At 62.8% G+C, this 24,864-nt stretch carries 25 protein-coding genes and 2 tRNA genes; 9 read left to right on the forward strand and 18 right to left on the reverse strand.

Features of this window, described 5'->3' with window-relative positions:
* Positions 1-4: 4 nt before the first annotated feature.
* Positions 5-955 carry an alpha/beta fold hydrolase gene (locus tag BCA01S_RS07040; RefSeq protein ID WP_027776326.1) on the reverse strand — a complete coding sequence of 317 codons (951 nt, stop codon included), beginning with the start codon at positions 953-955 and terminating at the stop codon, positions 5-7.
* A 213-nt stretch (positions 956-1,168) separates the two neighbouring features.
* Here BCA01S_RS07040 and BCA01S_RS07045 point away from each other — a divergent pair, with 213 nt between their 5' ends.
* Positions 1,169-2,554, forward strand: a complete 1,386-nt coding sequence (locus BCA01S_RS07045; RefSeq protein ID WP_027776327.1) for an amino acid permease — start codon at positions 1,169-1,171, stop codon at positions 2,552-2,554.
* A gap of 132 nt (positions 2,555-2,686) precedes the next feature.
* On the opposite strand, the gene BCA01S_RS07055 is transcribed toward BCA01S_RS07045, so the two are convergent.
* Together BCA01S_RS07055 and hemN are read right to left on the reverse strand one after the other, a co-directional pair.
* A tRNA-Leu gene (locus tag BCA01S_RS07055) sits at positions 2,687-2,771 on the reverse strand.
* Positions 2,772-2,877: 106 nt separating this feature from the next.
* The gene (hemN, locus tag BCA01S_RS07065; RefSeq protein WP_027776328.1) at positions 2,878-4,263 is read right to left on the reverse strand and encodes an oxygen-independent coproporphyrinogen III oxidase; all 1,386 of its coding nucleotides are present in this window, start codon (positions 4,261-4,263) and stop codon (positions 2,878-2,880) included.
* A gap of 221 nt (positions 4,264-4,484) precedes the next feature.
* Here hemN and BCA01S_RS07070 point away from each other — a divergent pair, with 221 nt between their 5' ends.
* The 3 genes from BCA01S_RS07070 (at position 4,485) to BCA01S_RS07080 (ending at position 6,389) form a co-directional block, all read left to right on the forward strand.
* A complete protein-coding gene (locus BCA01S_RS07070; RefSeq protein WP_084166814.1) occupies positions 4,485-4,805 on the forward strand; it encodes a YkgJ family cysteine cluster protein in 321 nt (106 codons plus the stop codon).
* Between the two features lie 54 nt (positions 4,806-4,859).
* Positions 4,860-5,450 (forward strand): DUF1439 domain-containing protein, encoded by a 591-nt coding sequence (locus BCA01S_RS07075; RefSeq protein ID WP_027776330.1) that lies wholly within the window; start codon positions 4,860-4,862, stop codon positions 5,448-5,450.
* Positions 5,451-5,537: 87 nt separating this feature from the next.
* Positions 5,538-6,389: an undecaprenyl-diphosphate phosphatase gene (locus BCA01S_RS07080; protein WP_027776331.1), complete on the forward strand. Its 852-nt coding sequence runs from the start codon at positions 5,538-5,540 to the stop codon at positions 6,387-6,389.
* A gap of 102 nt (positions 6,390-6,491) precedes the next feature.
* On the opposite strand, the gene trmB is transcribed toward BCA01S_RS07080, so the two are convergent.
* Entirely contained in the window at positions 6,492-7,274 is a 783-nt protein-coding gene (gene trmB / locus BCA01S_RS07085; RefSeq protein ID WP_027776332.1) for a tRNA (guanosine(46)-N7)-methyltransferase TrmB, read from the reverse strand.
* Positions 7,275-7,677: 403 nt separating this feature from the next.
* Between trmB and BCA01S_RS07090 the strand changes: the two genes are divergently transcribed.
* The gene (locus tag BCA01S_RS07090; RefSeq protein WP_027776333.1) at positions 7,678-8,061 is read left to right on the forward strand and encodes an aggregation-promoting factor C-terminal-like domain-containing protein; all 384 of its coding nucleotides are present in this window, start codon (positions 7,678-7,680) and stop codon (positions 8,059-8,061) included.
* A gap of 105 nt (positions 8,062-8,166) precedes the next feature.
* Here BCA01S_RS07090 and BCA01S_RS07095 read toward each other — a convergent pair.
* The 4 genes from BCA01S_RS07095 to BCA01S_RS07110 form a co-directional block, all read right to left on the reverse strand.
* Positions 8,167-8,240, reverse strand: a tRNA-Gly gene (locus BCA01S_RS07095).
* Positions 8,241-8,345: 105 nt separating this feature from the next.
* Complete coding sequence (locus tag BCA01S_RS07100) at positions 8,346-8,909, reverse strand: YggT family protein (protein WP_027776334.1); 564 nt, start codon at positions 8,907-8,909, stop codon at positions 8,346-8,348.
* 198 nt (positions 8,910-9,107) lie between these two features.
* The gene (locus BCA01S_RS07105) at positions 9,108-9,428 is read right to left on the reverse strand and encodes an EthD family reductase (RefSeq protein ID WP_020069078.1); all 321 of its coding nucleotides are present in this window, start codon (positions 9,426-9,428) and stop codon (positions 9,108-9,110) included.
* A 77-nt stretch (positions 9,429-9,505) separates the two neighbouring features.
* Complete coding sequence (locus BCA01S_RS07110; protein WP_027776335.1) at positions 9,506-10,435, reverse strand: Rossmann-like and DUF2520 domain-containing protein; 930 nt, start codon at positions 10,433-10,435, stop codon at positions 9,506-9,508.
* A 239-nt stretch (positions 10,436-10,674) separates the two neighbouring features.
* Here BCA01S_RS07110 and BCA01S_RS38435 point away from each other — a divergent pair, with 239 nt between their 5' ends.
* The 3 genes from BCA01S_RS38435 to BCA01S_RS07125 all read left to right on the forward strand — a co-directional run bounded on the left by BCA01S_RS38435 (position 10,675) and on the right by BCA01S_RS07125 (position 12,701).
* Positions 10,675-10,836, forward strand: a complete 162-nt coding sequence (locus BCA01S_RS38435) for a hypothetical protein (RefSeq protein ID WP_164701921.1) — start codon at positions 10,675-10,677, stop codon at positions 10,834-10,836.
* 366 nt (positions 10,837-11,202) lie between these two features.
* On the forward strand, positions 11,203-11,517 hold the full coding sequence (locus BCA01S_RS07120; protein WP_027776336.1) for a hypothetical protein: 315 nt from the start codon (positions 11,203-11,205) through the stop codon (positions 11,515-11,517).
* 218 nt (positions 11,518-11,735) lie between these two features.
* Positions 11,736-12,701 (forward strand): threo-3-hydroxy-L-aspartate ammonia-lyase, encoded by a 966-nt coding sequence (locus BCA01S_RS07125; RefSeq protein ID WP_027776337.1) that lies wholly within the window; start codon positions 11,736-11,738, stop codon positions 12,699-12,701.
* Positions 12,702-12,778: 77 nt separating this feature from the next.
* Here BCA01S_RS07125 and BCA01S_RS07130 read toward each other — a convergent pair whose 3' ends face one another.
* Both BCA01S_RS07130 and BCA01S_RS07135 read right to left on the reverse strand, forming a co-directional pair.
* The gene (locus tag BCA01S_RS07130) at positions 12,779-13,474 is read right to left on the reverse strand and encodes a LysE family translocator (protein WP_020069072.1); all 696 of its coding nucleotides are present in this window, start codon (positions 13,472-13,474) and stop codon (positions 12,779-12,781) included.
* Positions 13,475-13,532: 58 nt separating this feature from the next.
* On the reverse strand, positions 13,533-15,101 hold the full coding sequence (locus BCA01S_RS07135; protein WP_027776338.1) for a UbiD family decarboxylase: 1,569 nt from the start codon (positions 15,099-15,101) through the stop codon (positions 13,533-13,535).
* 603 nt (positions 15,102-15,704) lie between these two features.
* Here BCA01S_RS07135 and BCA01S_RS07140 point away from each other — a divergent pair.
* Positions 15,705-16,910, forward strand: coding sequence for a transglycosylase SLT domain-containing protein (locus BCA01S_RS07140; RefSeq protein ID WP_027776339.1), 1,206 nt, complete (start codon positions 15,705-15,707; stop codon positions 16,908-16,910).
* A gap of 198 nt (positions 16,911-17,108) precedes the next feature.
* Here BCA01S_RS07140 and BCA01S_RS07145 read toward each other — a convergent pair whose 3' ends face one another.
* From BCA01S_RS07145 to BCA01S_RS07185, 8 genes are all read right to left on the reverse strand, one after another.
* Positions 17,109-18,308: a pyridoxal phosphate-dependent aminotransferase gene (locus BCA01S_RS07145; protein ID WP_027776340.1), complete on the reverse strand. Its 1,200-nt coding sequence runs from the start codon at positions 18,306-18,308 to the stop codon at positions 17,109-17,111.
* 156 nt (positions 18,309-18,464) lie between these two features.
* Positions 18,465-18,899, reverse strand: coding sequence for a transcription antitermination factor NusB (gene nusB, locus BCA01S_RS07155; RefSeq protein WP_027776341.1), 435 nt, complete (start codon positions 18,897-18,899; stop codon positions 18,465-18,467).
* Positions 18,896-19,399 (reverse strand): 6,7-dimethyl-8-ribityllumazine synthase, encoded by a 504-nt coding sequence (ribH, locus tag BCA01S_RS07160; protein ID WP_027776342.1) that lies wholly within the window; start codon positions 19,397-19,399, stop codon positions 18,896-18,898. Before ribH ends, nusB begins: the two co-directional genes overlap by 4 nt.
* Positions 19,400-19,455: 56 nt before the next feature.
* Positions 19,456-20,586: a bifunctional 3,4-dihydroxy-2-butanone-4-phosphate synthase/GTP cyclohydrolase II gene (ribBA, locus tag BCA01S_RS07165; RefSeq protein WP_027776343.1), complete on the reverse strand. Its 1,131-nt coding sequence runs from the start codon at positions 20,584-20,586 to the stop codon at positions 19,456-19,458.
* A gap of 242 nt (positions 20,587-20,828) precedes the next feature.
* Positions 20,829-21,443 (reverse strand): riboflavin synthase, encoded by a 615-nt coding sequence (locus BCA01S_RS07170; RefSeq protein WP_027776344.1) that lies wholly within the window; start codon positions 21,441-21,443, stop codon positions 20,829-20,831.
* An 11-nt stretch (positions 21,444-21,454) separates the two neighbouring features.
* A complete protein-coding gene (gene ribD / locus BCA01S_RS07175; protein WP_027776345.1) occupies positions 21,455-22,612 on the reverse strand; it encodes a bifunctional diaminohydroxyphosphoribosylaminopyrimidine deaminase/5-amino-6-(5-phosphoribosylamino)uracil reductase RibD in 1,158 nt (385 codons plus the stop codon).
* A gap of 48 nt (positions 22,613-22,660) precedes the next feature.
* On the reverse strand, positions 22,661-23,944 hold the full coding sequence (gene hemL, locus BCA01S_RS07180; RefSeq protein WP_027776346.1) for a glutamate-1-semialdehyde 2,1-aminomutase: 1,284 nt from the start codon (positions 23,942-23,944) through the stop codon (positions 22,661-22,663).
* 138 nt (positions 23,945-24,082) lie between these two features.
* Positions 24,083-24,661 (reverse strand): hypothetical protein, encoded by a 579-nt coding sequence (locus BCA01S_RS07185; RefSeq protein WP_027776347.1) that lies wholly within the window; start codon positions 24,659-24,661, stop codon positions 24,083-24,085.
* Between the last annotated feature and the right edge of the window lie 203 nt (positions 24,662-24,864).

The raw sequence follows: 24,864 nt of genomic DNA on the forward strand, positions 1-24,864 counted from the left end.
TTGACTACTGCTGCCTGCTCAATTCGCGCGCGGCACGGTCTATCACGTCGGCAATCGCGCCCGCATGCGACACTGGCGCGAGATGGCTCGACGCCATCGGCACGATCTTCGCGCCCATCCGCTCGGCCATGAATCTCTCGACGTCCGGCGACACTGCGCGGTCCTTTGTCGTCACCACGTACCACGACGGCTTCTCTTTCCACGCGACCTGGCTCACCGTTTCGTCGAAGGCCTTGGCGGCGATCGGTACTTGCGCGGCCGACAGCACGCGCGTCAGATTTTCGGGGACGTCGGCGGCGAAGTCGGCGTGGTATTTACTGCGGTCCAGCCACAGAAAACCGCTCGCGTCCTTGACGATGCTCTGACCCGAGGGCATGGGCGCGCCCCGCTTCAGCAGGTCCATCGTCGACTCGTGAAGATCGGGTGCGATTGCCGCGATGTACACGAGCCCCGCGACGTTCGGCGCATTCGCCCCCGCTTCGGTAATCACGACGCCGCCCCATGAATGGCCGACGAGCATCGTCGGGCCTTCCTGGCGAGCAAGCACACGACGTGTCGCGGCGACGTCGTCGGCGAGCGAGGTCAGCGGGTTTTGCACCGAACTCACGTGATAGCCCTTCTGCTGCAATTTCGCGACGACGCCGTTCCAGCTCGAACCGTCGACGAACGCGCCGTGAACCAGCACGACATTGCGCACCGGCCCTGTCATCGGCGCGATGGCGGGCTTGGCGGCCGAGGCTGTAGCGGGCGCCCCGGAGGCGGTGGAAGGCACTGCAGATGGGCTGGCTTCGGCAGCCGGCGGAGCAACCGGCTCGGCAGACTGGGTGGGTTCGGGCGTGCGCTCCGCGGCCGGTGCCGCAGGCGCCGCGTTCTGTGCGACGTTTTGCGCAAAGACGCCGAAACTGTCAAAACCGAGACAAATGACGGCGGCGCAAAGCAGGTGTTTGGGCGACATGTTGCATCTCCTGAGGCATCAAACCGACTACGGCAACATACAGAAGCGGCGCGGCAGTGACAATCGCTATTCCTCCTGTGCCGGTGCGGTGCGAAACAAAGCGCGGGTTGGTACCAGTATTTGGGCAATATCGGCCGAGGTAAAATTTTCGGTTCTGCCGGGACGGACCACAAGTCCGATCGGGCGATCGAAATCCATACACTGGGGCGCAATTTGGACAATGCACTACAGCAAGACGGCTTGAAACGCGGGCTGAAGAACCGCCACATCCAGCTCATCGCATTGGGCGGCGCGATCGGCACGGGACTCTTCCTCGGGTCGGCAAGCGTACTGCAGGCCGCGGGCCCTTCGATGATTCTCGGCTATGCAATTGGCGGTGTCATCGCGTTCATGATCATGCGGCAGTTGGGCGAAATGGTCGCGCAGGAACCTGTGGCCGGCTCGTTCAGCCACTTCGCGTACAAGTATTGGGGCGACTTTCCCGGCTTTCTGTCTGGCTGGAACTACTGGGTGCTATACGTGCTCGTCAGCATGGCCGAATTGACGGCGGTCGGCACATACGTTCATTACTGGTGGCCCGGCGTGCCGACGTGGGTGTCGGCGCTGGTCTGCTTTGCGGGCATCAACGCGATCAACCTCGCGAACGTCAAAGCGTACGGCGAGACGGAATTCTGGTTCGCGATCATCAAGGTCGTGGCGGTAATCGGCATGATCCTGTTCGGCGGCTATCTGCTCGTCAGCGGACATGGCGGGCCGCAGGCGTCGATTAGCAATCTCTGGAGCCACGGCGGATTTTTCCCGCATGGGTTCCACGGACTCTTCACGATGCTCGCCGTCATCATGTTTTCGTTCGGCGGGCTGGAGCTGATCGGCATCACCGCAGCGGAAGCTGACGAGCCGCAAAAGAGCATTCCGAAGGCCGTTAATCAGGTCATCTACCGGATCCTGATTTTTTATATCTGCTCGCTCGCGGTGCTGCTGTCGCTGTATCCGTGGAACGAAGTCGCGGCCGGCGGCAGCCCGTTCGTGATGATCTTTTCGCAGATCGGTTCGACGCTGACCGCCAACGTGCTGAACGTGGTGGTGCTGACCGCGGCGCTGTCTGTGTACAACAGCGGCGTCTATGCGAATAGCCGCATGCTGTACGGTCTCGCGGAACAAGGCAATGCGCCGCGCGCACTGATGAAGGTCGACCGGCGCGGTGTGCCGTATATGGCGATCGGCTTATCGGCGCTGGCCACGTTCACCTGCGTGATCGTCAACTATCTGATTCCCGCCGAGGCGCTCGGCCTGCTGATGGCGCTCGTCGTCGCCGCACTCGTGCTGAACTGGGCGTTGATCAGCCTGACGCATCTGAAGTCGCGCCGGGCGATGGTCGCAGCGGGCGAGACACTCGTCTTCAAATCGTTCTGGTTTCCCGTCAGCAACTGGATCTGCCTCGCGTTCATGGCGCTGATCCTCGTGATTCTCGCGATGACCCCTGGCCTGTCGGTTTCCGTGCTGCTCGTGCCGTTATGGCTCGTGGTGATGTGGGCGGGCTATGCGTTCAAGCGGCGTCGCGCGGCGGCGCATGTTGCCGCGCGAGTGGTGGGACGCTAGGAGGGCGAGGCGAGCACGGCGAGAGCCGTGCTCGCCGAAAAGCAAAAACCCGCGAAGCGTTCGGCTTGCGCGGGTTTGCGATACATCTTGCGGCTGATTTACCGCTGATTTCGTGCTGACTACGAAAATGTTTGGTGCCCAGGGCCGGAATCGAACCGGCACGCCTTGCGGCGGGGGATTTTGAGTCCCCTGCGTCTACCAATTTCACCACCTGGGCAGGTCTTGCAGCGCACGCGCGAGATGCTGGCGCGTGGCGAAGACGCAGATTATGGCCGAAAATTCGACGACGGGCAAGCCGGTTGCAGCCACCGCCCGCCATGCCGTCAAACAGTGCGCGAGAAACGTTCGAGCGTCTGTTGGCCGAGATAGCGGTCGAACACCATTGCGATGTTGCGCACGAGCATGCGCCCGGCCGTCTGCACTTCCAGCTTGCGCTCGGTCAGCGACACGAGGCCGTCCCGCTCGAAGCCGCGCAAGCGGTCGAGTTCGGGCTCGAACGTATCGGCGAAGCGGATGCCGTACAGCGCTTCGAATTCGTTGAACCGCAATTCCAGATTGCACATCAACTGGGTGATGATGTCGCGGCGCAAACGGTCGTCGGCGGTGAGGCGTACACCGCGTGCAATTGCCAGTTTGCCGGCGTCGATCGCCGCGCCATACGCGGGCAGGTCTTTGGCATTCTGCGCGTAGACGTCACCGACCTTGCCGATCGACGACGCGCCGAAGCCGATCAGATCGCATTCGGCACGCGTGCTGTAGCCTTGGAAGTTGCGGTGCAAGGTTCGTTGTGCCTGCGCGCGCGCCAGTTCGTCGGTGGGCAGCGCGAAGTGATCCATGCCGATGTAGACGTAGCCCGCCGCTGTCAGACGCTCGACCACCCGTTGCAAGATGGCGAGCCGTATTGCAGGCGAGGGCAGCGTGGCCGCGTCCATCTGACGTTGCATTTTGAAAAGCCGCGGCATATGCGCATACGCGAACACGGAGAGGCGATCAGGCGTGAGTTCGATCATCGTATCGAGCGTGCGAGTGAAGCTTTCCACCGTTTGATGCGGCAGCCCGTAGATCAGATCGACGCCGATCGAATGAAAGCCTGTATGCCTCGCGGCCTGCATGACAGAGGCGGTCATATCGAGCGGCTGAATGCGGTTGATGGCGCGCTGCACGAGCGGATCGAAGTCCTGCACGCCGAGACTCAGGCGATTGAAGCCGAGCTTGCGTAGATGCGCAATGGTCTCGGGCGAAGCCTCGCGCGGATCGACTTCGATCGAATATTCGGCTTCGTCGTCGGGCGGCAAGGTGAAGTGCTCGCGAGCCGCGCTCATCAACTCGGCCAGTTCATCGTTCGACATGAACGTGGGCGTGCCGCCGCCCAGATGCAATTGCGATACTGGCCGGCGCGTATCGAAACACGCGGCCTGCAAGGCCATTTCGCGCTTTAACTGTTCGAGGTAGGGGCGCGCGCGCGCGCGGTTTTTCGTCGCGATCTTGTTGCACCCGCAGTAGAAGCAAACCGTGTCGCAGAACGGAATATGAAAGTACAGCGAGAGGTCCGCGGCCGATGCGCCAGGGTCCGCTGCGGCGCGTAAATAGTCGGCAACCGAGAAGTTGTCGCGGAACTGAAGGGCTGTGGGATAGGACGTATAGCGTGGGCCGTTCGCGCTGTACCTGGCGAGCAGGTCAGGGCGAAACAGCGAATTGGCGGTGGTCATGAATGGCTCGTTGTGATGGCCACCGGCAAAGAGGCGGGAACTCCGCTGTTTCCCGCGTTGATGAACGGAACTTGCGGCGCCTCACGAGCGTGGCCTTGAGGGTCAGTCGAGTTTACGTGAGCGGTTTCGCGCCGGATTGTGTAAAAAGGTCGCACGCGACGCAGTGGCACAATGCGGGTCGGGTGGCGATGCGCCGCTCTTCGATTTGAGGACAATGTGCAGTGAGCGATGTGCGCGATCGCGTGACGAACCGCGACTTTCCGTTTGATGTGGCAGATCATGCGTGCCGCCCCGATTGCGGCGCGTGTTGCATCGCGCCGTCAATTTCGAGTCCCATTCCGGGCATGCCGAACGGCAAGCCGGCGGGCGTGCGCTGCGTGCAATTAGGCGAAGACTTGCGATGCGCGATCTTCGGCCGGCCCGAGCGGCCGGCATGCTGCTCGGGGCTGCAGCCTCAGCTGGAAATGTGCGGGCCGGACAGAGGAAGAGCGCTTGCATGGCTCACGCTGCTCGAAGCGCAGACTCGGCCGGAAGTTGAATAAAGCAAGTATCTGGACCGAGGCAGGCTCTCAATTGTGGTTGATCGGAGATTGTGTATGACTGGACTTGTCGCGCCCACCAGGCGCCGTTTTCTACTCGCAGCGCTGGCAGGTGCCGGCGCGCTTGGCGTTGTTTCGCTCACGGCCTGCGCCACGCCGATCTTCCCGTTCATTCCGTCTCATTACACGTTCTCGCAGCAGCAAGTGCAGGACGCCGTGCAGCGCAAGTTCCCTTATCAACGCACTGTCTCACAAGTATTCGACGTCGCGCTGAGCCATCCGGTGGTCGGCTTGCTGCCCGACGCGAACCGCATTTCGGTGAAGCTCGATGCGCACCTCGCGAGCCCGTTCATGCCGCAGCCGGTTGACGGCGTCTTCACGTTGTCGAGCGAACTCGCCTACGACGCCGCGAGCAAATCCGTCGTGCTGAAGTCGCCCAATGTCGACAACGTCAGCGTGAGCGGCGAGGCGCAGGCTTATACGCAACAGATCAACGCCGCCGCCGCCGTGCTCGCCACGCAGTTGCTGAGCAATTACCCGATCTACACATTCAAGCCCGAACAACTTCAATTTGCCGGAGTTAATTACGAACCCGGTACAATCACCATCCTTACAAACGGTATACGCGTGCAAATCGTCGAGAAGTGACGTTGCGCGTGGCCGGCAGGGCCGTGCGTCGTCGTGCCGGCCGTGCCAGTTCCGACAATCGACAATCGAAAACGATGAGGGGCACGGATGGACTGGTTATTGGCTTGCAAGGCGTTGATTCTGGGCGTCGTCGAAGGCTTGACGGAATTTTTGCCGGTGTCGAGCACAGGGCACCTGATCGTCGCGGGGAGTCTCCTCAACTTCACCGACGAACACGCTAAGACCTTCGACGTCGTCATTCAGCTCGGCGCGATTCTCGCGGTGTGCTGGGAGTTTCGCCGCCGCATCGGCAGCGTGGTGACCGGCCTGCCGAGCCGTCCGGAAGCGCGGCGCTTTACGTTGAACGTGATCATCGCGACCATTCCGGCGGTCGTGCTCGGTCTGCTGCTGGAAAAGTCGATCAAGGCTGCGCTGTTTTCGCCGGTGCCCGTGGCGTTCGCGCTGGTGGTGGGCGGCGTCGTCATCTTGTGGGCAGAAGCGCGTCAACGCGCGCAAGCCCGCGAAGGCGGACAAGCCAGGGTTGCGCGTGTGACCAGCGTGGACGACCTGAGCGCGATGGATGCGCTCAAAGTCGGCCTCGCTCAATGTTTCGCGTTGATCCCTGGCACGTCGCGCTCGGGCTCGACAATCATCGGCGGGATGTTGTTCGGACTCGACCGGCGCGTGGCCACTGAGTTTTCGTTTTTCCTCGCGATCCCGATCATGTTCGGCGCGACGGCCTACGAGTTGTACAAGGACTGGCATCTGCTGTCCGTCGACGCGCTCGGCGTTTTCGCGCTTGGCTTCGTGGCGGCGTTTATCAGTGCCTTTCTGTGCGTGCGCTGGTTGCTTCGCTACATCGCCGGACACGATTTCACGGCGTTCGCGTGGTATCGCATCGGCTTTGGATTGCTGATCCTGCTAGTGGGCTATAGCGGCGCGCTGAGCTGGACGGAGTAAGTCTCCTCGGCTTTTCGCAGGCCGGGAAAAAAGGTCCGTCACTCGAGTTGGCGGACCTTTTTGTTTATGCGGTCGATGTTCTGACGACAAACGTCTCTGCGTTTATGCGACCTCGCGTTTGCGGAACACGAGATCCCACACACCGTGGCCGAGGCGCAGGCCGCGTCGCTCGAACTTCGTTACCGGACGATATTCGGGGCGCGGCGCATAGCCGTCGACGGTGTTTTGCAACGTCGGCTCGGCATTGAGCACTTCAAGCATCTGTTCGGCGTAGTTCTGCCAGTCGGTCGCGCAATGCAGATAGGCGCCGGGCTTCAGGCGCGACGCGAGCAGCGCGACGAACTTTGGCTGAATCAGGCGACGCTTGTGATGGCGCGCCTTGTGCCACGGGTCGGGAAAGAAGATGTGCACGCCGTCGAGGCTGTCCGGCGCGATCATCTGTTCGAGCACTTCCACGGCGTCGTGCTGAATGATGCGGATGTTGGTCAGCGCCTGCTCGCCCATCAACTTCAACAATGCGCCGACACCCGGTTCGTGCACTTCGACGCCGAGAAAATCGTCAGCCGGACGGTGCGAGGCGATTTCCGCGGTGGTCGCGCCCATGCCGAAGCCGATCTCCAGCACGCGCGGCGCTTCACGGCCGAATACACTGTTCCAGTCCGGCTGCTGCGGCGCAAACGGAACGACGAAGCGCGGGCCGAGTTCGTCCATCGCGCGGCGCTGACCGGTCGACACCCGGCCGGCGCGCGTGACAAAGCTGCGAATGCGCCGGCGATGCAAGGCTTCGCCGTGCGGCGCGGCGTCGTCGGCGGCGACATCGTCTGTTTCATTGGAGGACGTCGGAAGGTCGTCGGGCAAGCCGGCGTTGTTGGGATCGTGGATCATGGTCGATGCTGCTAAGGATGAAGGCTTCGCGGCTTGCTCGGCGCGGGTTGGCCCTAATTGGCGCTCGCTGACAACGACGCGGCGCACCGCGTTAGCGCGAGCCGGTTGTCATGTCGGCAAGCGGATTGCGATTAGTCGCCGCGCGGGCTAGCCGTCGCTACAAAAAAGCCGCCTTCGTAGAGGCGGCTCGTGCCTGGTTTTTGCCCAAGGCTCGGCAATAAGGTGGAGCGGTGTTGCAAGTGCGCGTAAGGTAGCACAACGCGAAAGGGTGCGTCCAGACAGCGCGCGGTTCGTCGCGTCCGCGGGCAGCGCACATTACGTTTTAATAACAGTGCAGGTCTTGTATGATTTAATCGTTCTGTAAGCCGGCACTTTCCAACGATTAAACTACGCGAATACCGTTATGAGTAAGCACACACACAATCACCGCGAAGCAAAACCAGCGAAAACCGGCTGGCGCCCGATTAAGCCGGCGCGTGTTCCTGCTACCTCCGTGAATGCGCTTCGGGAAGCGATGTCCGTTGAAAGTGTGCCGCTGACTCAATTCAACGACCTGCTGTGGCTCATGGCGCAGGAATCGGGCGGTGCGGTGAATCTGCGCAGTCCTAAATCCGGCGCGCGCGGGCTGTTTCAATTGCTGCCGTCGCAATATGAATTGAATCCGGACGGCGTCAAGTCTTTTGGCAATGCAGTGGAAGAATGCCGCGGCGGAATTCGTTATATTCTCGGCCGCTATCACAATGCGGCGTCCGCCCGTTTGGCATGGAAAGCCAATCAGTGGATTTGACGTATCAGGCGTGTTTTGCTTCGCGTGACTGAAACTGAGGGCGGTGAATGCAGATACTTTCTTCGAAGCAGTTGCGAGCGGGTTGCGAAACTGCCGGAAAGTATCTGGAGCGGGCGATGGGAATCGAACCCACGGCTCTAGCTTGGGAAGCTAGGGTATTACCATTATACGACGCCCGCAGAGCGCGCTATTTTACTCGGGAAAGGGCAGCGAGCGCAAACTGCGTCGCCGCTTTCCTTATGCCGCGCTGTGCGCGGCGACATCGTCCAGCATTCCGCTCCGCTTTAGATCACGAAGTAAGTCAGCTGAACGGCGGCGCGCGTGACCACCATCAGCAGCACCTGCACGATCACGAAAAGAAGAATCGGCGAGAGGTCGATGCCTCCGAGATGCGGCACGACGCGTCGCAGCGGATTCAGAAACGGCGCGGTCAGTTGATAAAGGATCGGCATTGCTGGCGAACGCGGATTCAGCCACGACAGCAGCGCCATCAGGATCGTCATCCAGATGATCAGATTCAGCGCCCACTTGATCACGGTCAGCACCGCGACGATCAGCAGCGTCGGCACCAGCGTGAGCGGGTCGGCGCCGGTCAGGACCACCATCAGCACGACGTAGACGATCGCCGCGATCAGCGCCGCGACGAGGCTCGCCCAGTCGACGTTGCGCGTGCTCGGCAGAATGCGGCGCAGCGGCAGAACGATCCAGTTCGTCGCTTGTAGCACGGCGTTCGTGACCGGGTTGTACGGCGGCATGCGCACGACCTGCAGCCAGGCGCGCAGCAGCAACGCCGCGCCGAATAGCGTGAAGACGGTATTGAGCAGAAAACGGGCGATATCGCCAAACATCGTGTGTCCTTATGCTTCTGATGACAGCCGCGGAACGGCATGGGCGCCGGCGCTCTTCGGTCTCGTGCACCGGCGGGTCAGTAACTGGCATCGGCCGCCGACGCGGCCGCATGCATTGCAAAGCGGATGATACGGGTCGTGCAAGGGGCGCATTTCCAACGTCGGACGAGGAGCCGCCCCCGCATCAACTGCGGCCAGTCACACGGAAACCTTGATTTCGCTGATGAGAATGGCGCCGTTGCCGCCGTCGGTGTAATTCGGAATGTCGGCCAGCAGGCGTTCGGATGCCGGCTTGAAGACCTTGTAGAAGTCATCCGTGCTGTCGAACAGGAAATGACCTGCGGCCACATACGGCGGCGGCGTACCCGGCGGGCCCGCGTTGATGCCTACGTCGACGGACCAGCCCTTCAGCGACGGGCCGAACAGTTCCGCCGCGAGCGGCATGTGGGTGACGCAGTAATAGTCCACGTCGAAGTGGCCGTTTTCCCGATACGGATAGAGGATGCTGACCTTGATCATTGTGCGTTCTCGTCTGTTGGTCCCGAAGCGAGGCGCCGGCGGATTGCGCGCGGCGCCGGACGTCACATTATCACGGCTTACTTGACGCTTGCACCTGCTGCCGCCTGATTCAGCGAGCGGCTCAACGAATCTTCCACCGCGTCTGCGATTGCGGCGATTGCCGCAGGCGGCGTGGCGCGGCGTTGCGCCAGCTCGACCGCGCGCCGTGACAGCAGACCATACAACGCAGCGTGATCGCCGCCGAGGCTTTCCATCAACGCCAACTGCTTCTGCACGACACCGGTGTCGCCGCGCGAGACCGGCCCCGCCAGCGCATTGGACAGTCCCTTGTCGCGAGCGGTCTGGATGGTGCCCGCGAGCATCGGCAACAGCGCGCGTAACGCTTCGTCCTCGGCAAAACCGAGCGTGCGCCACAGCGCGACGCATTCAGCCAGGCTGCAGAGCGCGAAACTCGCCGCATAGTGCGCGGCGCCGTGGTACAGCATGCGGCCGCCCGGCGGAATCGACAACGGATGGCAGCCGAGCGCGACGGCCAACGCCGTCAGCGTGTCTTTCAGGTCGCCGTCGGCCTCGATCGTCACCGAACAGCCGGCGATACGGTCGAGGTCGGCCAGCTCGCCGCTGAACAGGTAGAGCGGGTGAAAGCCCCCAATCGACGCGCCCTGGTCCCGCGCGCCCGCCAGCAACTCGACCGGCGACGCGCCGCTGCAATGCACGAGCGCCTTGCCATAGACTGCATCGGCGGCGAAACGCAGTGTGTGCGCTGACGTACCGATGCTGTCGTCGGGAACGGCTAAAAAGACAACATCGGCGCCGTCGACGACTTGCTGAGGATCATCGAGCGCCACGCAGTTGGGAATCTGACTGGCGAGCCGACTAGCGGAAGCGGGCGTGCGGCTCGCCACTGCCGTCACCGGATAGCCTGCGCGCGAGAAACTCAGCGCGAGGCATCGCGCGAGCCGGCCCGCGCCGATAAACCCGAGGCGTGGCAAATGGGAGTGGGACATGTCGACGTGCTCCAGACGGGACGTGAAAGGGAACAAGCAGTATCGCGCATCGGCCGGCGTACAGCGTGTGCAACGGTCGTCAGATGAGTTTGCCTGCGATATGACGCGAGCTGCCGGTCATGGCGTCGCGCGCGCCCCGTGGGCTTGAAAACTGCTCACAATTTCCGCATGGCCGATCGGCTGTGGCTGTCTATGGGTATTCGCTTCGCAATTTCGCAATCGGATTCGGGGAGGCTACGATGAATATTTTTTCTTACCGGAAGCACTTGCGGTTTTTGACCCACGCTCAGCGGCGTCGCTGGTGGGATCAGAAGAAGCGTCTGAGCCCGCGCGTGCGCATCAGCGCCGCGTACGTGCCACCTAACGTGTCCCGCGAATTCGCGTACGTGAAGGTCGGCTGACCGACACCCGTTTGTAGCTTTAAAAACCCGGTCTGTGCGCCGGGTTTTTTATTGGGCGTTGCTCTGCGCCGTCAGCATTGAAGCTAATTTGTAATTAAAGATTACCGACCCGGCGTCCGTTTAACTCGCCGTTGCCTCGCGACCCCATCGTGTCCACCGCGGCGGGCCCTAATCCGTTGATTCCTCAGGCCCTTCGCGCTCTTTAAGCGACGCTACTTTCTGCGCGACAGCGCAAAACCTTTTCGCGTATTGCAATTTGCAACAAATGCGAACAGCGTTGCGCGGGCTTTTTGGATAGATTGATTCCGTAGCATGCATGGCATGCGGAGTTGGCGACCTTCAATGGGCCGCGCCAGGAGAACAAAAGTGAAGAAGATCGTTCCGTTCGTCGTTGCCGCCGCACTCGGCGTGGGGTTTGTCGCCACCGCGCAGGCGCACGTCTCTGTCGGTATCGGTATCGGGGTACCGGTCGCGCCGGCTTATCCTGTCTATGCCGCGCCTGTCTATGCCCCGCCGCCGCCGGTGTACTATTCGCCGCCGCCGCCCGTCGTCTATGCGCCGCCGCCTGTGGTCTACGCGCCGCCGCCCGTCGTAGTGGGTGGGTATTACGGTTACGGTCGACCTTATTATCGTCACGGCTATTACGGTGGTGGCTATGGCCACGGTTACTATCGGCGCTAATTCTGCCTGACCCACGAGTTTTGATCGACACCTACCTGGTTGACGCGTCGCTGTAGGCGGGCAGAGAGTCTGAACGGCGTAACGCCGGCTTGATCGCCGCGTTACGCCGTTTTGTTTTTACGGCATCGTGTGAGTTGTTGCGGACGTTTCAAAGCGTCGGCGAAGCTGGGAGAATGGCTGTTTCGCCACCGCTCTGGAGAACTCCGCCAATGCAGCCGATGCACCCACTCCCCGCTCCCACGTTCGACGACGTGCTCGACGCCGCAGCGCGACTCGAGGGCGTCGCGCACCGCACGCCGGTTCTGACCTCGAGCACGTTCAACGAGCGCACCGGAGCGTCGGTGTTCTTCAAGTGCGAGAACTTTCAGCGGATGGGGGCCTTCAAGTTTCGCGGCGCCTACAACGCGATCTCGCATTTCGACGCGGAGCAGCGCAAGGCCGGCGTGCTGACCTATTCGTCCGGCAACCACGCGCAGGCTATCGCGCTGTCGGCGCGCCTCGCCGGCATCCGCGCGACAATCATCATGCCGCACGACGCGCCTGCGGCCAAAGTGGCCGCCACCAAGGGCTATGGCGGCGAGGTAATCACCTACGACCGCTATAAGGAGAACCGCGAGGAGATCGGCCGAAGGCTCGCCGAGGAGCGCGGCATGACGCTGATTCCGCCATACGATCATCCCCATGTGGTTGCGGGGCAGGGCACGGCGGTGAAGGAATTGATCGACGAAACGGGGCCGCTCGACATGCTATTCGTGTGTCTGGGCGGTGGCGGGCTGATTGGCGGCAGCGCGTTGTCGGCGGCGGCCTTGAGTCCGGACTGCGCGGTAATCGGCGTGGAGCCGCAAGCGGGCAACGACGGTCAGCAGTCTCTTGCGCGCGGCGAGATCGTGCATATCGACACGCCGCGCACCATCGCCGACGGGGCGGCCTCGACGCATCTGGGCGACTACACCTTCGCGATCATTCGCAAGCTCGTTGCGCGGATCGAAACCGTCACCGACGAGCAGTTGATCGACACCATGCGCTTTTTCGCGCAACGCATGAAGATCGTCGTCGAGCCGACCGGCTGCCTCGCGGCGGCGGCCGTGCTGAACGGCGTCTTGCCAGTGAAGGGCAAGCGCGTGGGTGTGGTAGTGAGCGGCGGCAACGTCGATCTCGCGAAGCTCGCGCAGTACCTGGCCTGATCATTTTCCGGCGTGAAGCCGGCTTCACGTGTAGGAAGACGGCCCGCCCAGGTTAATAGGGGGCGGGCCGTTGCATGTTAGCTCGCCGCTTGTGCAACCGGCGAGCGCTCTGCCGTTTGCAGAATCAGATCGCGGTAACCGTTCACGATCACGCTGTATGAGAAGTAGGCGAACAGCAGCGCGGACAACACATGGCACGCGCGTAGCAAACCGGTGCCGGCGCGCTTGCGGCCGTGGCTGCCGAGGCCGCAGATGAATACCGTCCAGCACAAGCCGCCAAGAAAGAAACCGCCGAGAAATACGGGCGCGGTTTTGGCGCTCGTCGCGCCAGCTTTGGCGATCAGTGCGCCCCCCACTGCGGCGAACCACAGAATCGCCGAGGGCGACGACACCGCGAGCAATACCCCGCGAAGGAACCCGCGCCACGCGGACAGATGCGGCGAACTCGCGTCCGCCTCGCCGGCGACAGGCGGCGCCGACGCCGGAAACATCGCTTCGCGCGCCATCTTCCAGGTAAGGAACAGCAGGATAACCGCGCCACCGATCCACACGACCCAGCGCACCGACTCGAACTGCAGCAGCGCAGCCATGCCGGCTAGCGCAAGCGCCGCATAAATCAGGTCGCCGACGCACGAGCCAAGGCCGAGCCAGAAGCCCGGCTTGAATCCGTGCGACAGCGCCAGCGAAATCATCGCGACGTTTACGAGGCCGATGTCGAGACACAACGACAAAGACAGGAAGAACCCGTCCGACATCATCGAGAAGGCATGCATGCCTGCAACTGCTCCATCTGTTTGTTATGCGGCCGCGCGCTGGGCTCGCTCGGCGCGCTCACAGTCCCAGTTCGTTCCACAAACTGTCGATTCGCTGCTTCACCGCCGCGTCCATTTCGATAGGTCGGCCCCATTCGCGATCGGTTTCGCCAGGCCATTTATTGGTAGCGTCGAGTCCCATCTTCGAACCGAGGCCCGCGACCGGCGACGCGAAGTCGAGATAATCGATCGGTGTGCGATCGACGAGCACCGTATCGCGCGTCGGGTCGACGCGCGTGGTGATCGCCCAGATCACTTCTTTCCAGTCGCGAATGTTGACGTCTTCGTCTACGACGACAATGAACTTCGTATACATGAACTGTCGCAGGAAGCTCCAGACGCCGAACATCACGCGCTTGGCGTGGCCCGGGTAGCTCTTCTTCATCTGCACGATCGCCATGCGGTAGCTGCATCCTTCTGGCGGCAGATAGAAATCTGTAATTTCGCTGAACTGCTTCTGCAGAAGCGGCACGAACACTTCGTTGAGCGCGACGCCGAGCACGGCGGGCTCGTCGGGCGGTTTGCCGGTGTAGGTGGAATGGTAGATCGCGTCGCGGCGCATGGTGATGCGCTCGACAGTGAATACCGGGAACCACTCCTGTTCGTTGTAGTAGCCGGTATGGTCGCCATACGGGCCCTCCAGGGCGTGCTCATAGGCGGCCGAGGCGCCCTTGGCCGGCCGCGGCGGCGCGCCGGCCGGAGCGGGCGAGGGCGCACCTTCCTGCGGATAGATAAAGCCTTCGAGCACGATCTCCGCGCGTGCGGGTACCTGCAGACCGTCGACGCCCGGCGTAATGCATTTGGCCAGCTCCGTCCGACCGCCGCGCAGCAAGCCGGCGAACTGGTATTCGGACAGCGTGTCCGGCACCGGCGTCACCGCGCCGAGGATCGTCGCCGGATCCGCACCCAGCACGACCGCTACCGGATACGGCTGGCCGGGATTCTTCAACGCGAACTCGCGGAAGTCGAGCGCGCCCCCGCGATGCGCGAGCCAGCGCATGATCAGCTTGTTGCGTCCGATTAATTGCTGGCGATAGATGCCGAGATTTTGTCGGCTCTTGTTCGGGCCTTTTGTGACGGTCAGGCCCCACGTGATCAACGGGCCGGCGTCCCCCGGCCAGCAAGTCTGGATAGGCAGCTTTTCCAGGTCGACGTCATTACCCTCCCACACGATTTCCTGGCAGGGTGGCGCGCTCACGGTTCGTGGCGCCATGTCCCACACCGCTTTTGCCAGCGAGAACAGTTTGCCCGCGTCCTTCAGCCCTTTTGGCGGCTCCGGTTCCTTCAACGCAGAGAGGAGCCGGCCGACGTCGCGCAGCGAATCCAGCGCGGCGCCGTCGCCTTCGCCGGCTTCAGCGTCGATGCCCATACCGAGCGCCACGCGGCGCGGCGTACCGAACAGGTTGCCAAGCACCGGGAACGCATGCCGCTCCTGATTCTCAAATAGCAGAGCCGGTCCCCCGGCGCGCAGCACGCGGTCGCACAGTTCGGTCATTTCCAGGACAGGCGATACCTTTTGCGGGATACGGCGCAGTTCTCCAATCGTCTCGAGACGGCCGATGAAGTCACGCAGGTCTTTGTATTTCATCTGATGCGGTTGTGTGCCGCGAGCGGCGATAGAGGAAAGCGCGACTGCGGAGGAGGCGCCAGAACGATTGTCGATTTTACCTGCGTTGGCTAGCGCACGTAGATCGGCCAAACGTCATAGGGCGAGCAGCAATCGCCAGAATGCCGAAAAACCGCTCGGCACGGCCCTCTGGGCGGTCGGAACGCTCGTCGTTATTACAATTAGTTATACTTTCGCCAGTTTATAGTGTTGACGATCTATAAAACCGTGCCCTAGAATCCGTCCACGTTGGTTGCAGGGCGTGAACCTTTTACCACTGCCCCCGGTCCCATCTGACGCAACGCGTCACCGCTTACCGAAGCCCTGCACGGTATTCGTCGGTCTTATCGATGTCCTTGCCAGCGCCAACCGACGCTGGTTTTTCGCGTGGGAGCCACCGCCCGCATGTTTTTGGCATGCCGCGGACCGCTTTTCAGGAAGGCTCCCCACAAACGGTATTTGCCGTTTTCCCGACGTCGCTGCTGCCCTAACCAGACAGAGCGCGCGATGTCTTGACTCTGCGAATGTGTGGTACCGCCTGTTTTTCCGGTGGGGTTCGCGGATCATGCAACATGGGAGATCTGAATGAACGCCTGGTTATCGTGGCGTCCCGACGAACGAATCGCGCAAGTCGTGCGCGGTGCAGTGCGTCGCGGGACGCAATTGAGTCATCACCTGTTCAGCATTGTCGGCGGCATTGCCGTGGTGCTGGCAATCGCGCTGTGGCTGATGCCCACGTGGCGCGGCACCCTCGCGGCGAAGCTGATGCCGGTCCTTTCCGCGGCTGTGCAAGCGGGCCCCGCGCGCCTGCTGCAAGGCAACCCGCTGCCTGCTTTCGGGCCGCCGGGGCGCACTTCGTCGGACGAAACGCTGTCCGCGAACTCGAACCCAAACAGCGCTGACGCAGCAAGCGTCGGCAATAACACGGGCGTGAGCGCCAGCAATACCAGTTATGACGGCGCGTTCGACGGTTCCGGCTCGGCCGGCATGGGGATCGCGGCGCTCAACGGTCTCGATCCGCGCACGATGCAAAGCGTTTCAGCGTTGGCGCGGCTGATTCCTGCGCAACGCGTGTCCGCCGACGCGCGCGACGATCGCGTGCTGATTTCGTCGCGTGAACAGGCTCTCGTGGCGTCGTACCTGGCGCGTCGCTACCGCGTCGCCCAGGAGCCCGTCGGAGAGCTGGTGAAGGCTGCTTTCGACACCGGTCGCGAAGTCGGCCTCGACCCGCTGCTGTTGCTGTCGGTGATGGCGATCGAATCGGGCTTCAACCCGTACGCCGAGAGCGGCGTGGGGGCCCAAGGCCTGATGCAGGTGATGTCCAAGGTTCATTCGGACAAGTTCCAGTATTTTGGCGGCGAGAGCGCTGCGCTTGAGCCGGTCGCGAACATCAAGGTCGGCGCGCTGGTTCTGAAGGATTGCATCGCGCGTGGCGGTTCGCTGCCGGGCGGATTGCGGCTGTATGTCGGCTCGACGTCGCAGGACGACGGCGGCTACGGCGCCAAGGTGATGGCAGAACGCGCGCGTCTGCGTGACGTGGCCCGCGGCCGCAAGGTGCCGATCAACACGCCGCAGGCGCCGGTTACCACGGCATCGAATAATGCGTCGTCGTCATCCTCGTCGTCGTCCGCCGCTGCGAACAACAGCAACGGCAAGCGGGTGCAGGTCACGCTGGAAGGAAGCCACCCGTTGAGCGCCGCTGCGCCAGGCAAGACGCCGGTCTCGGAACAGGACGATGCCAGCACGAGTGCTCCCAAACACGTGGCGTCTGCCGCGGAACTGGGCGCCTGAGACGCTCGCATAACGTCATGCTGATCGCCCTGACGCGAGCGCACGGACGGCAAGAAAAAGGACACCTTAGGTGTCCTTTTTTGCTTTTGGGGAGGTCGCGCGGCTAGGCGACAGTAGCGTCCTGGGTCCGGCTGTGCCTGGCGGCAGGCGACTCTCGCTGCGCACGAGGCACTCATCAGGGCCGGCCGCCTGCCGCTCCTACTGCCGTTGGCCGAAAAGCCGCGCCAGGCGTTCCACCGCCTCTTCCAGCTTCTCGTAAGCGGTTGCGTACGACAGCCGGATATATTGTTTTGGCGCGTGGCTGCCGAAGTCCATTCCTGGCACGAGCACGACACCTGCCTCGTGCAGCATTGCTTTCGTGAGTGCCGAGCTGTCACCTGCGGCAGGATGAGCGACGCTTCGGCAGTCGGCGTAGACGTAGAACGCACCGTCGGGCATGACGGGCACGGTGAAGCCCAGCGATTCGAGCGCCGGCGCGATGAAGTCACGCCGCCGTTTGAACTCGAGACGGCGTGCCTCGTAGGTTGCGATGGTTTGCGGTTCGAAGCACGCGAGCGCCGCGTGCTGGGCGAGCGCTGACGCGCAGATGAAGAGATTCTGTGCCAGTTTCTCGAATGCACTCACCATGCCCGGCGGGACCACCAGCCAGCCGAGGCGCCAGCCCGTCATGTTGAAGTACTTCGAGAAGCTGTTGACCGTGATGACGTCGTCGCCATAGGACAGCGCCGACACCGGTTTCGCGTCGTAGCTCAAGCCCTGGTAAATCTCGTCGACAATCGTGAAGCCTCCACGCGAGCGCACCGCTTTGACAATGCGTTCCAGTTCCACCGGCTCGATTGACGTGCCGGTCGGGTTGGACGGCGACGCGAGCAGCACGCCACGCGTGCGCTCGTTCCAGCGCTGCTCGACATCGGCGGCAGTCAGTTGGAAGCGTTCGGCAGGGCCGCTTGGCACCATCACCGGTTTGCCTTCGGCTGCGATCACGAAATGGCGGTTGCACGGGTAGCATGGGTCCGGCATCAACACTTCGTCGTCGCGATCCACCAGTGCCGCGCATGCCAGCAGCAATGCGGCCGACGCGCCCGCGGTCACCACGATCCGGGCGGGGTCCACGTCGACGCCATGGACGTCTGCGTAGTGCGCCGAAATTGCTTCGCGCAGTGCGTGCAGGCCAAGTGCGCTGGTGTATTGCGTGACGCCGCGGCGCAGCGCGTTCGCTGCTGCCTCGATGACCGGTTCGGGGGCGGTGAAGTCGGGCTCGCCGATTCCCATGTGAATGATGTCGCGCCCGTCGCGCTCAAGAAGCGCAGCCTCTTTTGCCAGCTCCATCACGTAGAACGGCTGTATGGAGTCGACGCGTGCGGCGAGCCGCATAAGAGGTTCGGTCACGGAGTTCATACGGTTAAATCCAGTTCAAATGCGAAAGCGCGACCGCCATTGCGCGGTTTCTCGCGCGCGGCAGCGTTGTGACGAGCGATGCATTTCGTTGTGTCGGCGTCGCGCATATTTGCGACGGTTTCGCCGCGATGTTGCGCGAGCCGACCACACGCATGCCTAGCCCTTTCGAGCGGCTTCGATTTCCGCGACGCGCAGCTTGGCCGCCAGCTTGTCGAGCACACCATTCACGTACTTGTAGCCGTCGGCGCCGCCGAAGGTCTTGGTCAGCTCAACCGCTTCGTTGATCACCACGCGGTAAGGAATATCGAGGTGATTCTTCAGTTCAAACGCGGCGACGAGCAGCACGGCGCGCTCGACCGGCGATAGCTGCTCGATTGGACGGTCGAGGCAAGGCGCGATATCGGCGGACAGTGCCTCGGAATCGCGGATCACGCCGTGCAGAACGGCGTCCAGATGCTCATGGTCCGCTTTGTCGAAGCCCTGCGCGCCGCGCAGCTGCGCGTCGATCTCACTGCCGGGCGAACCAGACAGCAGCCACTGATAAAGCCCCTGCGTGGCCAGTTCGCGGGAGCGTCGGCGTGCGCTCTTCATGCCTCTTCCTCTTCTTCGTCTTCTTCTTCGTCGCCGCCGAGTTGTTCCAGCGCGACCGCGAGGTTCGCCATTTCGACCGCCACGCGTGCCGCGTCGCGACCTTTCTCGGTCATGCGAGCGACGGCTTGCTCGTCGTTCTCGGTGGTCAGCACCGCATTTGCAACAGGAATGCCGAAGTCGAGGCCGATGCGCGTGATGCCCGCGCTGCTCTCGTTCGACACCAGTTCGAAGTGGTACGTTTCGCCGCGGATCACCGCGCCGAGCGCGATCAGCGCGTCGAACTGCGCGCTCTCAGCGAGCTTTTGAAGCGCCAGCGGGATTTCCAGCGCGCCCGGCACGGTGACGAGCAGCACGTCTTCGCCGGTCACGCCGAGGCGTTCGAGTTCTTCGATGCACGAGTCGGCGAGGCCGTTGCAGACGGGTTCGTTAAAACGCGCCTGGACGATGCCGATGCGCAGTCCGTCGCCGTCGAGGTTCGGTTGGTATTGTCCGATTTCCATGTGAATTCCGTAGTGTTTTTGAGTGAGCGCGAGGCGCGTGAATGACCGGATCAGCGTTATTGCGGAGGCTGCGCGGCGCTGCCTGGCATGGGTATGAAGCCTGTGACTTCGAGACCGTAACCCGACATGCTGCCCAGCTTGCGCGGATTCGACAGCACCTGCATCTTGCCGACGCCCAGCTCGCGCAAAATCTGCGCGCCGACGCCGTAGGTCTTGAAGTCGACGGGCCGGCGCTTGAGCGCGTCTGCTTTTTCTTTCGAATCGAACGCCTTGAAGACGTCGATCAGATGTTCCTTCGAGTCGCCGCAATTGAGCAGCACGATCACGCCGACTTCGCGGGAGGCGATCTCTTTCATGGCTGCGTCGAGCGTCCACGAATGAGTGGATTCGCCGACTTCGAGCAGGTCGAGCACCGACAGCGGCTCGTGCACGCGCACCGGCGTGTCCTTCTCCGGGTTGGGCTTGCCGCGCACGAGGGCAATGTGCGGCTGACCGCTCGGCTGATCAAGATACATGACCGCGCGGAAAGCGCCGTGCGCCGTCTGCATGGTGCGCTCGCAAATGCGCTCGACGATCGACTCGGTGCGGCTGCGATAGTGGATCAGATCCGCGATCGTGCCGACCTTCAGGTCGTGCTCTTTTGCGAACTCCATCAGGTCGGGCAGGCGCGCCATGGTGCCGTCGTCGTTGATGACTTCGCAGATCACTGCCGCCGGCGTAAGGCCAGCCAGCGCGGTGAAGTCGCAGCCTGCCTCCGTGTGGCCGGCGCGCACGAGCACGCCGCCCGGCTGGGCCATGATCGGAAACACGTGGCCAGGCTGCACGATATGCTCCGCCTTCGCGTCCGGTGCTACTGCCGCGGCGATCGTGCGGGCGCGGTCGGCGGCCGAGATGCCGGTCGTCACGCCCTCCGCCGCCTCGATGCTGACGGTGAACGCGGTTCCGTACTGCGTGCCGTTGCGGTACGTCATGAGCGGCAGGTTGAGCAGCTTGCAACGTTCCTGCGTGAGCGTGAGACAGATCAGGCCGCGGCCGTAGCGCGCCATGAAGTTGATCGCTTCCGGCGTCACGAATTCGGCGGCGAGCACCAGATCGCCCTCGTTTTCGCGATCTTCTTCGTCGACGAGGATCACCATCCGGCCGGCTTTGAGTTCGGCGATGATCTCTGGAGTGGAGGCGAGCGTCATGTTGGCGAGTTTTTCGGAGAAAGCGCGTATTTTACGCCACGCGCGGTCCCAAGTCGCCTCCGCCGGACGGCATATGCCGTTTGGCCGACTGGCGCTGCGTCACCGGCCGTTGATATGCTCGCAGAACGATAGACGCATGGACTGATGAGAAGCGGCAAGGCGCCGCATGCGTGGGCGCCCGGCGGCTGCTGCAGCCTTGCAGCTGGTGTTGCTGTTGGCGTTGTTGCTGGTGTTTTTGCCGGCTACTTCGGTGAGTTGAGCATGCGCTCCACGTAGCGCGCGATCAGATCGATTTCCAGATTCACCGGCGTGCCTTCGCGCAGATGCTTGAGCGCGGTGACTTCCACCGTGTGCGGAATCAGATTGATCGAGAACTCGCAACCGTCGTCACGATCTTTAACCGAGTTGACGGTCAGACTGACTCCGTTGACAGTGATAGAGCCCTTGTATGCCAGATAGCGGCCGATCTCGCGCGGCGCCAGCACGCGCAGTTCGTGCGATTCGCCTACCGGCGCAAAGTGGGTGACCGTGCCCAGGCCGTCCACGTGACCCGAGACGATATGGCCGCCCAGCCGGTCGTGCGCGCGCAGTGCCTTTTCCAGGTTGACTTCGCCCACTTCGCCAAGGCCCGCTGTGCGATTCAGGCTTTCGCGCGACACGTCCACTTCGAACGAATGGTCGGTCTTCGCGACCACGGTCATGCAGGCGCCCTGAATGGTGATGCTGTCGCCAAGTTGGACGTCGGCGAGATTGAGGCCGCCGGCTTGCACGTTCAGGCGCACGCCTGCGTCGCCGTCAGTGCCGAGAGGCTTGACTGACTCGATGCGGCCCACTGCCGCGACGATCCCTGTGAACATCGTACTAATCCTCAAAACGAAACGGGTTGGGACGCGGTGTCGGTTCCGGCTGGGGTTACGCCCGCCGGCAGGAGGCGCGCGAGAATCCGAAGATCTTCGCCGATCCGCTCGACGTTATGAAAAACCAGCTTGACGCGTCCTTCAAGTGTTTCAGGCGCGCTCAGGTTGAACATGCTCATCGAGTCGATGCCGAGCAGACTCGGCGCGAGATAGACGAGTAGTTCGTCCACGCAACCTTCGCGCAGCAGCGAGCCGTTCAGCTTGTAACCGGCCTCCACGTGAAGTTCGTTCACCTGGCGCTCGCCCAGCACTTTCAGCATTGCCGGAAGGTCCACCTTGCCGGCCGCGTTGGCCAGTTGGACGATCTCGGCGCCACGCTCGCGTAGTGCTTGCGCACGGTCGCTATGCCGTTGATCGAGATTGCCGCAAAAGATCAGCGTGGGCGCCCCGGCCAGAATCTGCGCCTGCGGCGAGACTTCCAGCTGACTGTCGATCAACACGCGTTGCGGCTGACGCGGCGTGTCGACAGCGCGAACAGTCATGCGCGGATCGTCTTCCCTGACGGTGCCGATGCCGGTGAGAACGGCCGACGCGCGGGCGCGCCATGCATGGCCGTCGGCACGGGCGGCCTCGCCGGTGATCCATTGGCTGACGCCGGAAGGCAGGCCGGTACGGCCGTCGAGCGAGGCTGCCACTTTCATGCGCACCCACGGCCGGCCGCGTGTCATGCGCGACACGAAGCCGATGTTCAACTCGTGCGCTTCGTTGGCGAGCAGCCCGCAGCGTACTTCGATGCCGGCGTCGCGCAGCACCGCAAGACCGCGTCCGGACACCTGCGGATTGGGGTCTTCCATCGCGGCCACCACGCGCGCGACTTGCGCTTCGATCAGCGCTTTCGCACACGGCGGCGTGCGTCCAAAGTGGCTGCACGGTTCGAGCGTTACGTAAGCGGTGGCGCCGCGCAGATCGTGACCGCGCGAACGCGCGTCTTTCATCGCGCGGATTTCCGCGTGGTCCTGGCCGGCTGGCTGCGTGAAGCCTTCGCCGATCACTTCGCCGTTCTTGACGAGCACGCACCCCACGCGCGGATTCGGGTCGGTCGTGTACATGCCGCGCTTGGCCAACGCAAGCGCGCGTTCCATATGGACGAAGTCGGTTTGCGAAAACATCGGTGTGTGGTTAGGTCCGGTGGCAGGGTGGCGGCGGTTTCTGGACGCTCAGGCGCTCAGCGACGCAAACGCGCCACGAGCGGCATCCACAGTTGCGTCGACGATCGCGTCGTCGTGCGCAATCGAAACAAAGCCTGCTTCATATGCCGACGGCGCGAAGTAGACGCCCGCGTCGAGCATCTTGTGAAAGAACGCGTTGAAGCGCGGCACGTCGCTCCTGGTCACTTCGGCGAAGCTTGTCGGAATCGACTCGGTGAAGTACAGGCCGAACATGCCGCCGAGCGAGTCGGCCGCGAACGGTACATTGGCTTCGCGAGCGACCTGGGCGAGACCTTTCGCAAGACGGGCAGTGCGCGTGGCGAGTGTTTCGTAAAAGCCCGGCGCCTGGATCAATTGCAGCGTCTTCAGGCCCGCGGCGACCGCGATGGGATTGCCGGACAACGTGCCCGCCTGGTAGACGCCGCCGAGCGGCGCGAGGTGAGCCATGATGTCGCGCCGTCCGCCGAAGGCAGCCGCCGGCATGCCGCCGCCGATCACTTTGCCAAGACACGTCAGATCCGGCGTGATGCCGTAGACCTCTTGCGCGCCGCCGAGCGCCACGCGAAAACCGCACATTACTTCGTCGAAGATCAGCACGGAGCCGTATTCGGAGCACAGGCGTCGCAGCGCCTGCAGAAACTCGGGTGTGGCACGCACCAGATTCATGTTGCCCGCCACCGGCTCGACGATCACCGAGGCGATTTCGTTGCCGAAGGCTTTGAACGCCTCTTCGAGCGCGGCGACGTTGTTGTATTCCAGAACCGTGGTGTGCTTTGCGATGTCGACCGGCACGCCCGCCGATGTCGGATTGCCAAACGTCAGCAGGCCCGAACCGGCTTTCACGAGCAGGCTGTCGGCATGGCCGTGGTAGCAGCCTTCAAACTTGACGATACGGCTGCGGTTCGTGAAGCCGCGCGCCAGACGCAGCGCGCTCATGGTCGCTTCGGTGCCGCTCGACACCATGCGCACCTGTTCGATCGACGGCACGAGCTTGCAGATTTCCTCTGCGATTTCGATTTCCGACTCGGTGGGCGCGCCGAACGAGAAGCCATTGGCCAGCACGCGCTGCACCGCTTCCAGAACTTCGGGGTGCACATGCCCGAGAATCATGGGACCCCAGGAGCCGATGTAGTCGATATAACGTTGGCCATCGGCGTCCCAGAAATAAGGACCCTGTGCGCGTTCGATGAAACGCGGCGTGCCGCCGACCGAGCGGAATGCGCGGACCGGCGAATTCACGCCGCCGGGAATGGTGCGTTGCGCGCGGTCGAAGAGGGTTTGATTGTTGGACATGACGATGCCTGGAATTGGGTTGCGCAGCGGCGCGGCTTGCCTGCGAGCGGTTGGCGCGACGCCGGGATAGATGAGAGAAATTGTACCGGAGTCGGTGTGAACAGGTTTTGCGGAGCTACGTGGCTTTCAGACGCATTCTCAGCGCAGCGGCGCGCGCTTCCTTGCGGGCGTCTTCACGGAGGCCTTAACTGGCGATGTGCCGGTGGGCGATTGCGCCGCGTGCGCAGTCGCTTTGGTGGAGCGTGCGGGGCCAACTGGCGCGTCCAATCGCGGCGGCTTGCGTTTGCCCGTGAGTTCAGCCCAGCGTTTCTCTAGCGCGCCTTCCGCGATCGGTTTGATCACCGTGCCTGAACTCTGCGCGTCCCAGGTCTGCACCGAAAATGGATGCACGCGCAACATGTCGCGAGGGATCACCGCGCTTTCATGCGCATCGACGAGCCAGTCGTAGACGAAGTCTATGCACAGGCGGTAGCCGCGCTTCGTGGCTGGGTCCGGGACCTCGTACGGTGCGCGTGTCACATAGCCCGAGCCGAAAATGCCCTTCGGCTCCGTGGCGACACGATGCAAGAACACGCGGTCGCCGGGCAGAATGCCGCGCGCGAATCCGCAACCCCACACGTCGGCTACGGCGACGCCCGCCGCAACGCGTTTGGCCACATCGGGCAGTTCTGGCCACGGCCATTTCTTCGGGCTCCAGATCAGCAGGAAGGCAGTCATCGTAACGTTGCACAGAAAGGTATGAGGGACGCGCGCCGCTGCCATCCTCGCGCGACGCTGAACGGCCGAAACGGTTCACGCGGCAGCTTAACCGATCAGCGGCGCGCTTGCCCTGCAAGCCTGCAACGGCCTCACGCTGCGGCTGGTGCTCGCTGCTCGCGAGGTTGATGCCTTAACCGTCGCGTACAATCGATGCGACCAAC

Origin of the sequence: Paraburkholderia caledonica NBRC 102488 (assembly GCF_000685095.1) — a bacterium.
In the GTDB taxonomy this organism is placed as follows: Bacteria; Pseudomonadota; Gammaproteobacteria; order Burkholderiales; family Burkholderiaceae; genus Paraburkholderia; species Paraburkholderia caledonica.

Coding starts and splice junctions, on each gene's coding strand:
- BCA01S_RS07145 (WP_027776340.1), bottom strand. CDS start 18,308: ATGAACTCCGTGACCGAACCTCTTATGCGGCTCGCCGCACGCGTCGAC.
- hemN (WP_027776328.1), bottom strand. CDS start 4,263: ATGACCACCGCCAATTCGCTGTTTCGCCCTGACCTGCTCGCCAGGTAC.
- ribBA (WP_027776343.1), bottom strand. CDS start 20,586: ATGACGCTCGCCTCCACTCCAGAGATCATCGCCGAACTCAAAGCCGGC.
- BCA01S_RS07130 (WP_020069072.1), bottom strand. CDS start 13,474: ATGCATGCCTTCTCGATGATGTCGGACGGGTTCTTCCTGTCTTTGTCG.
- BCA01S_RS07170 (WP_027776344.1), bottom strand. CDS start 21,443: ATGTTCACAGGGATCGTCGCGGCAGTGGGCCGCATCGAGTCAGTCAAG.
- BCA01S_RS07040 (WP_027776326.1), bottom strand. CDS start 955: ATGTCGCCCAAACACCTGCTTTGCGCCGCCGTCATTTGTCTCGGTTTT.
- BCA01S_RS07125 (WP_027776337.1), top strand. CDS start 11,736: ATGCACCCACTCCCCGCTCCCACGTTCGACGACGTGCTCGACGCCGCA.
- BCA01S_RS07075 (WP_027776330.1), top strand. CDS start 4,860: ATGACTGGACTTGTCGCGCCCACCAGGCGCCGTTTTCTACTCGCAGCG.
- ribH (WP_027776342.1), bottom strand. CDS start 19,399: ATGGAAATCGGACAATACCAACCGAACCTCGACGGCGACGGACTGCGC.
- BCA01S_RS07105 (WP_020069078.1), bottom strand. CDS start 9,428: ATGATCAAGGTCAGCATCCTCTATCCGTATCGGGAAAACGGCCACTTC.
- BCA01S_RS07135 (WP_027776338.1), bottom strand. CDS start 15,101: ATGAAATACAAAGACCTGCGTGACTTCATCGGCCGTCTCGAGACGATT.
- BCA01S_RS07140 (WP_027776339.1), top strand. CDS start 15,705: ATGAACGCCTGGTTATCGTGGCGTCCCGACGAACGAATCGCGCAAGTC.
- BCA01S_RS07090 (WP_027776333.1), top strand. CDS start 7,678: ATGAGTAAGCACACACACAATCACCGCGAAGCAAAACCAGCGAAAACC.
- BCA01S_RS07080 (WP_027776331.1), top strand. CDS start 5,538: ATGGACTGGTTATTGGCTTGCAAGGCGTTGATTCTGGGCGTCGTCGAA.
- BCA01S_RS07100 (WP_027776334.1), bottom strand. CDS start 8,909: ATGTTTGGCGATATCGCCCGTTTTCTGCTCAATACCGTCTTCACGCTA.
- trmB (WP_027776332.1), bottom strand. CDS start 7,274: ATGATCCACGATCCCAACAACGCCGGCTTGCCCGACGACCTTCCGACG.
- ribD (WP_027776345.1), bottom strand. CDS start 22,612: ATGTTTTCGCAAACCGACTTCGTCCATATGGAACGCGCGCTTGCGTTG.
- BCA01S_RS07185 (WP_027776347.1), bottom strand. CDS start 24,661: ATGACTGCCTTCCTGCTGATCTGGAGCCCGAAGAAATGGCCGTGGCCA.
- nusB (WP_027776341.1), bottom strand. CDS start 18,899: ATGAAGAGCGCACGCCGACGCTCCCGCGAACTGGCCACGCAGGGGCTT.
- hemL (WP_027776346.1), bottom strand. CDS start 23,944: ATGTCCAACAATCAAACCCTCTTCGACCGCGCGCAACGCACCATTCCC.
- BCA01S_RS07110 (WP_027776335.1), bottom strand. CDS start 10,435: ATGTCCCACTCCCATTTGCCACGCCTCGGGTTTATCGGCGCGGGCCGG.
- BCA01S_RS38435 (WP_164701921.1), top strand. CDS start 10,675: ATGAATATTTTTTCTTACCGGAAGCACTTGCGGTTTTTGACCCACGCT.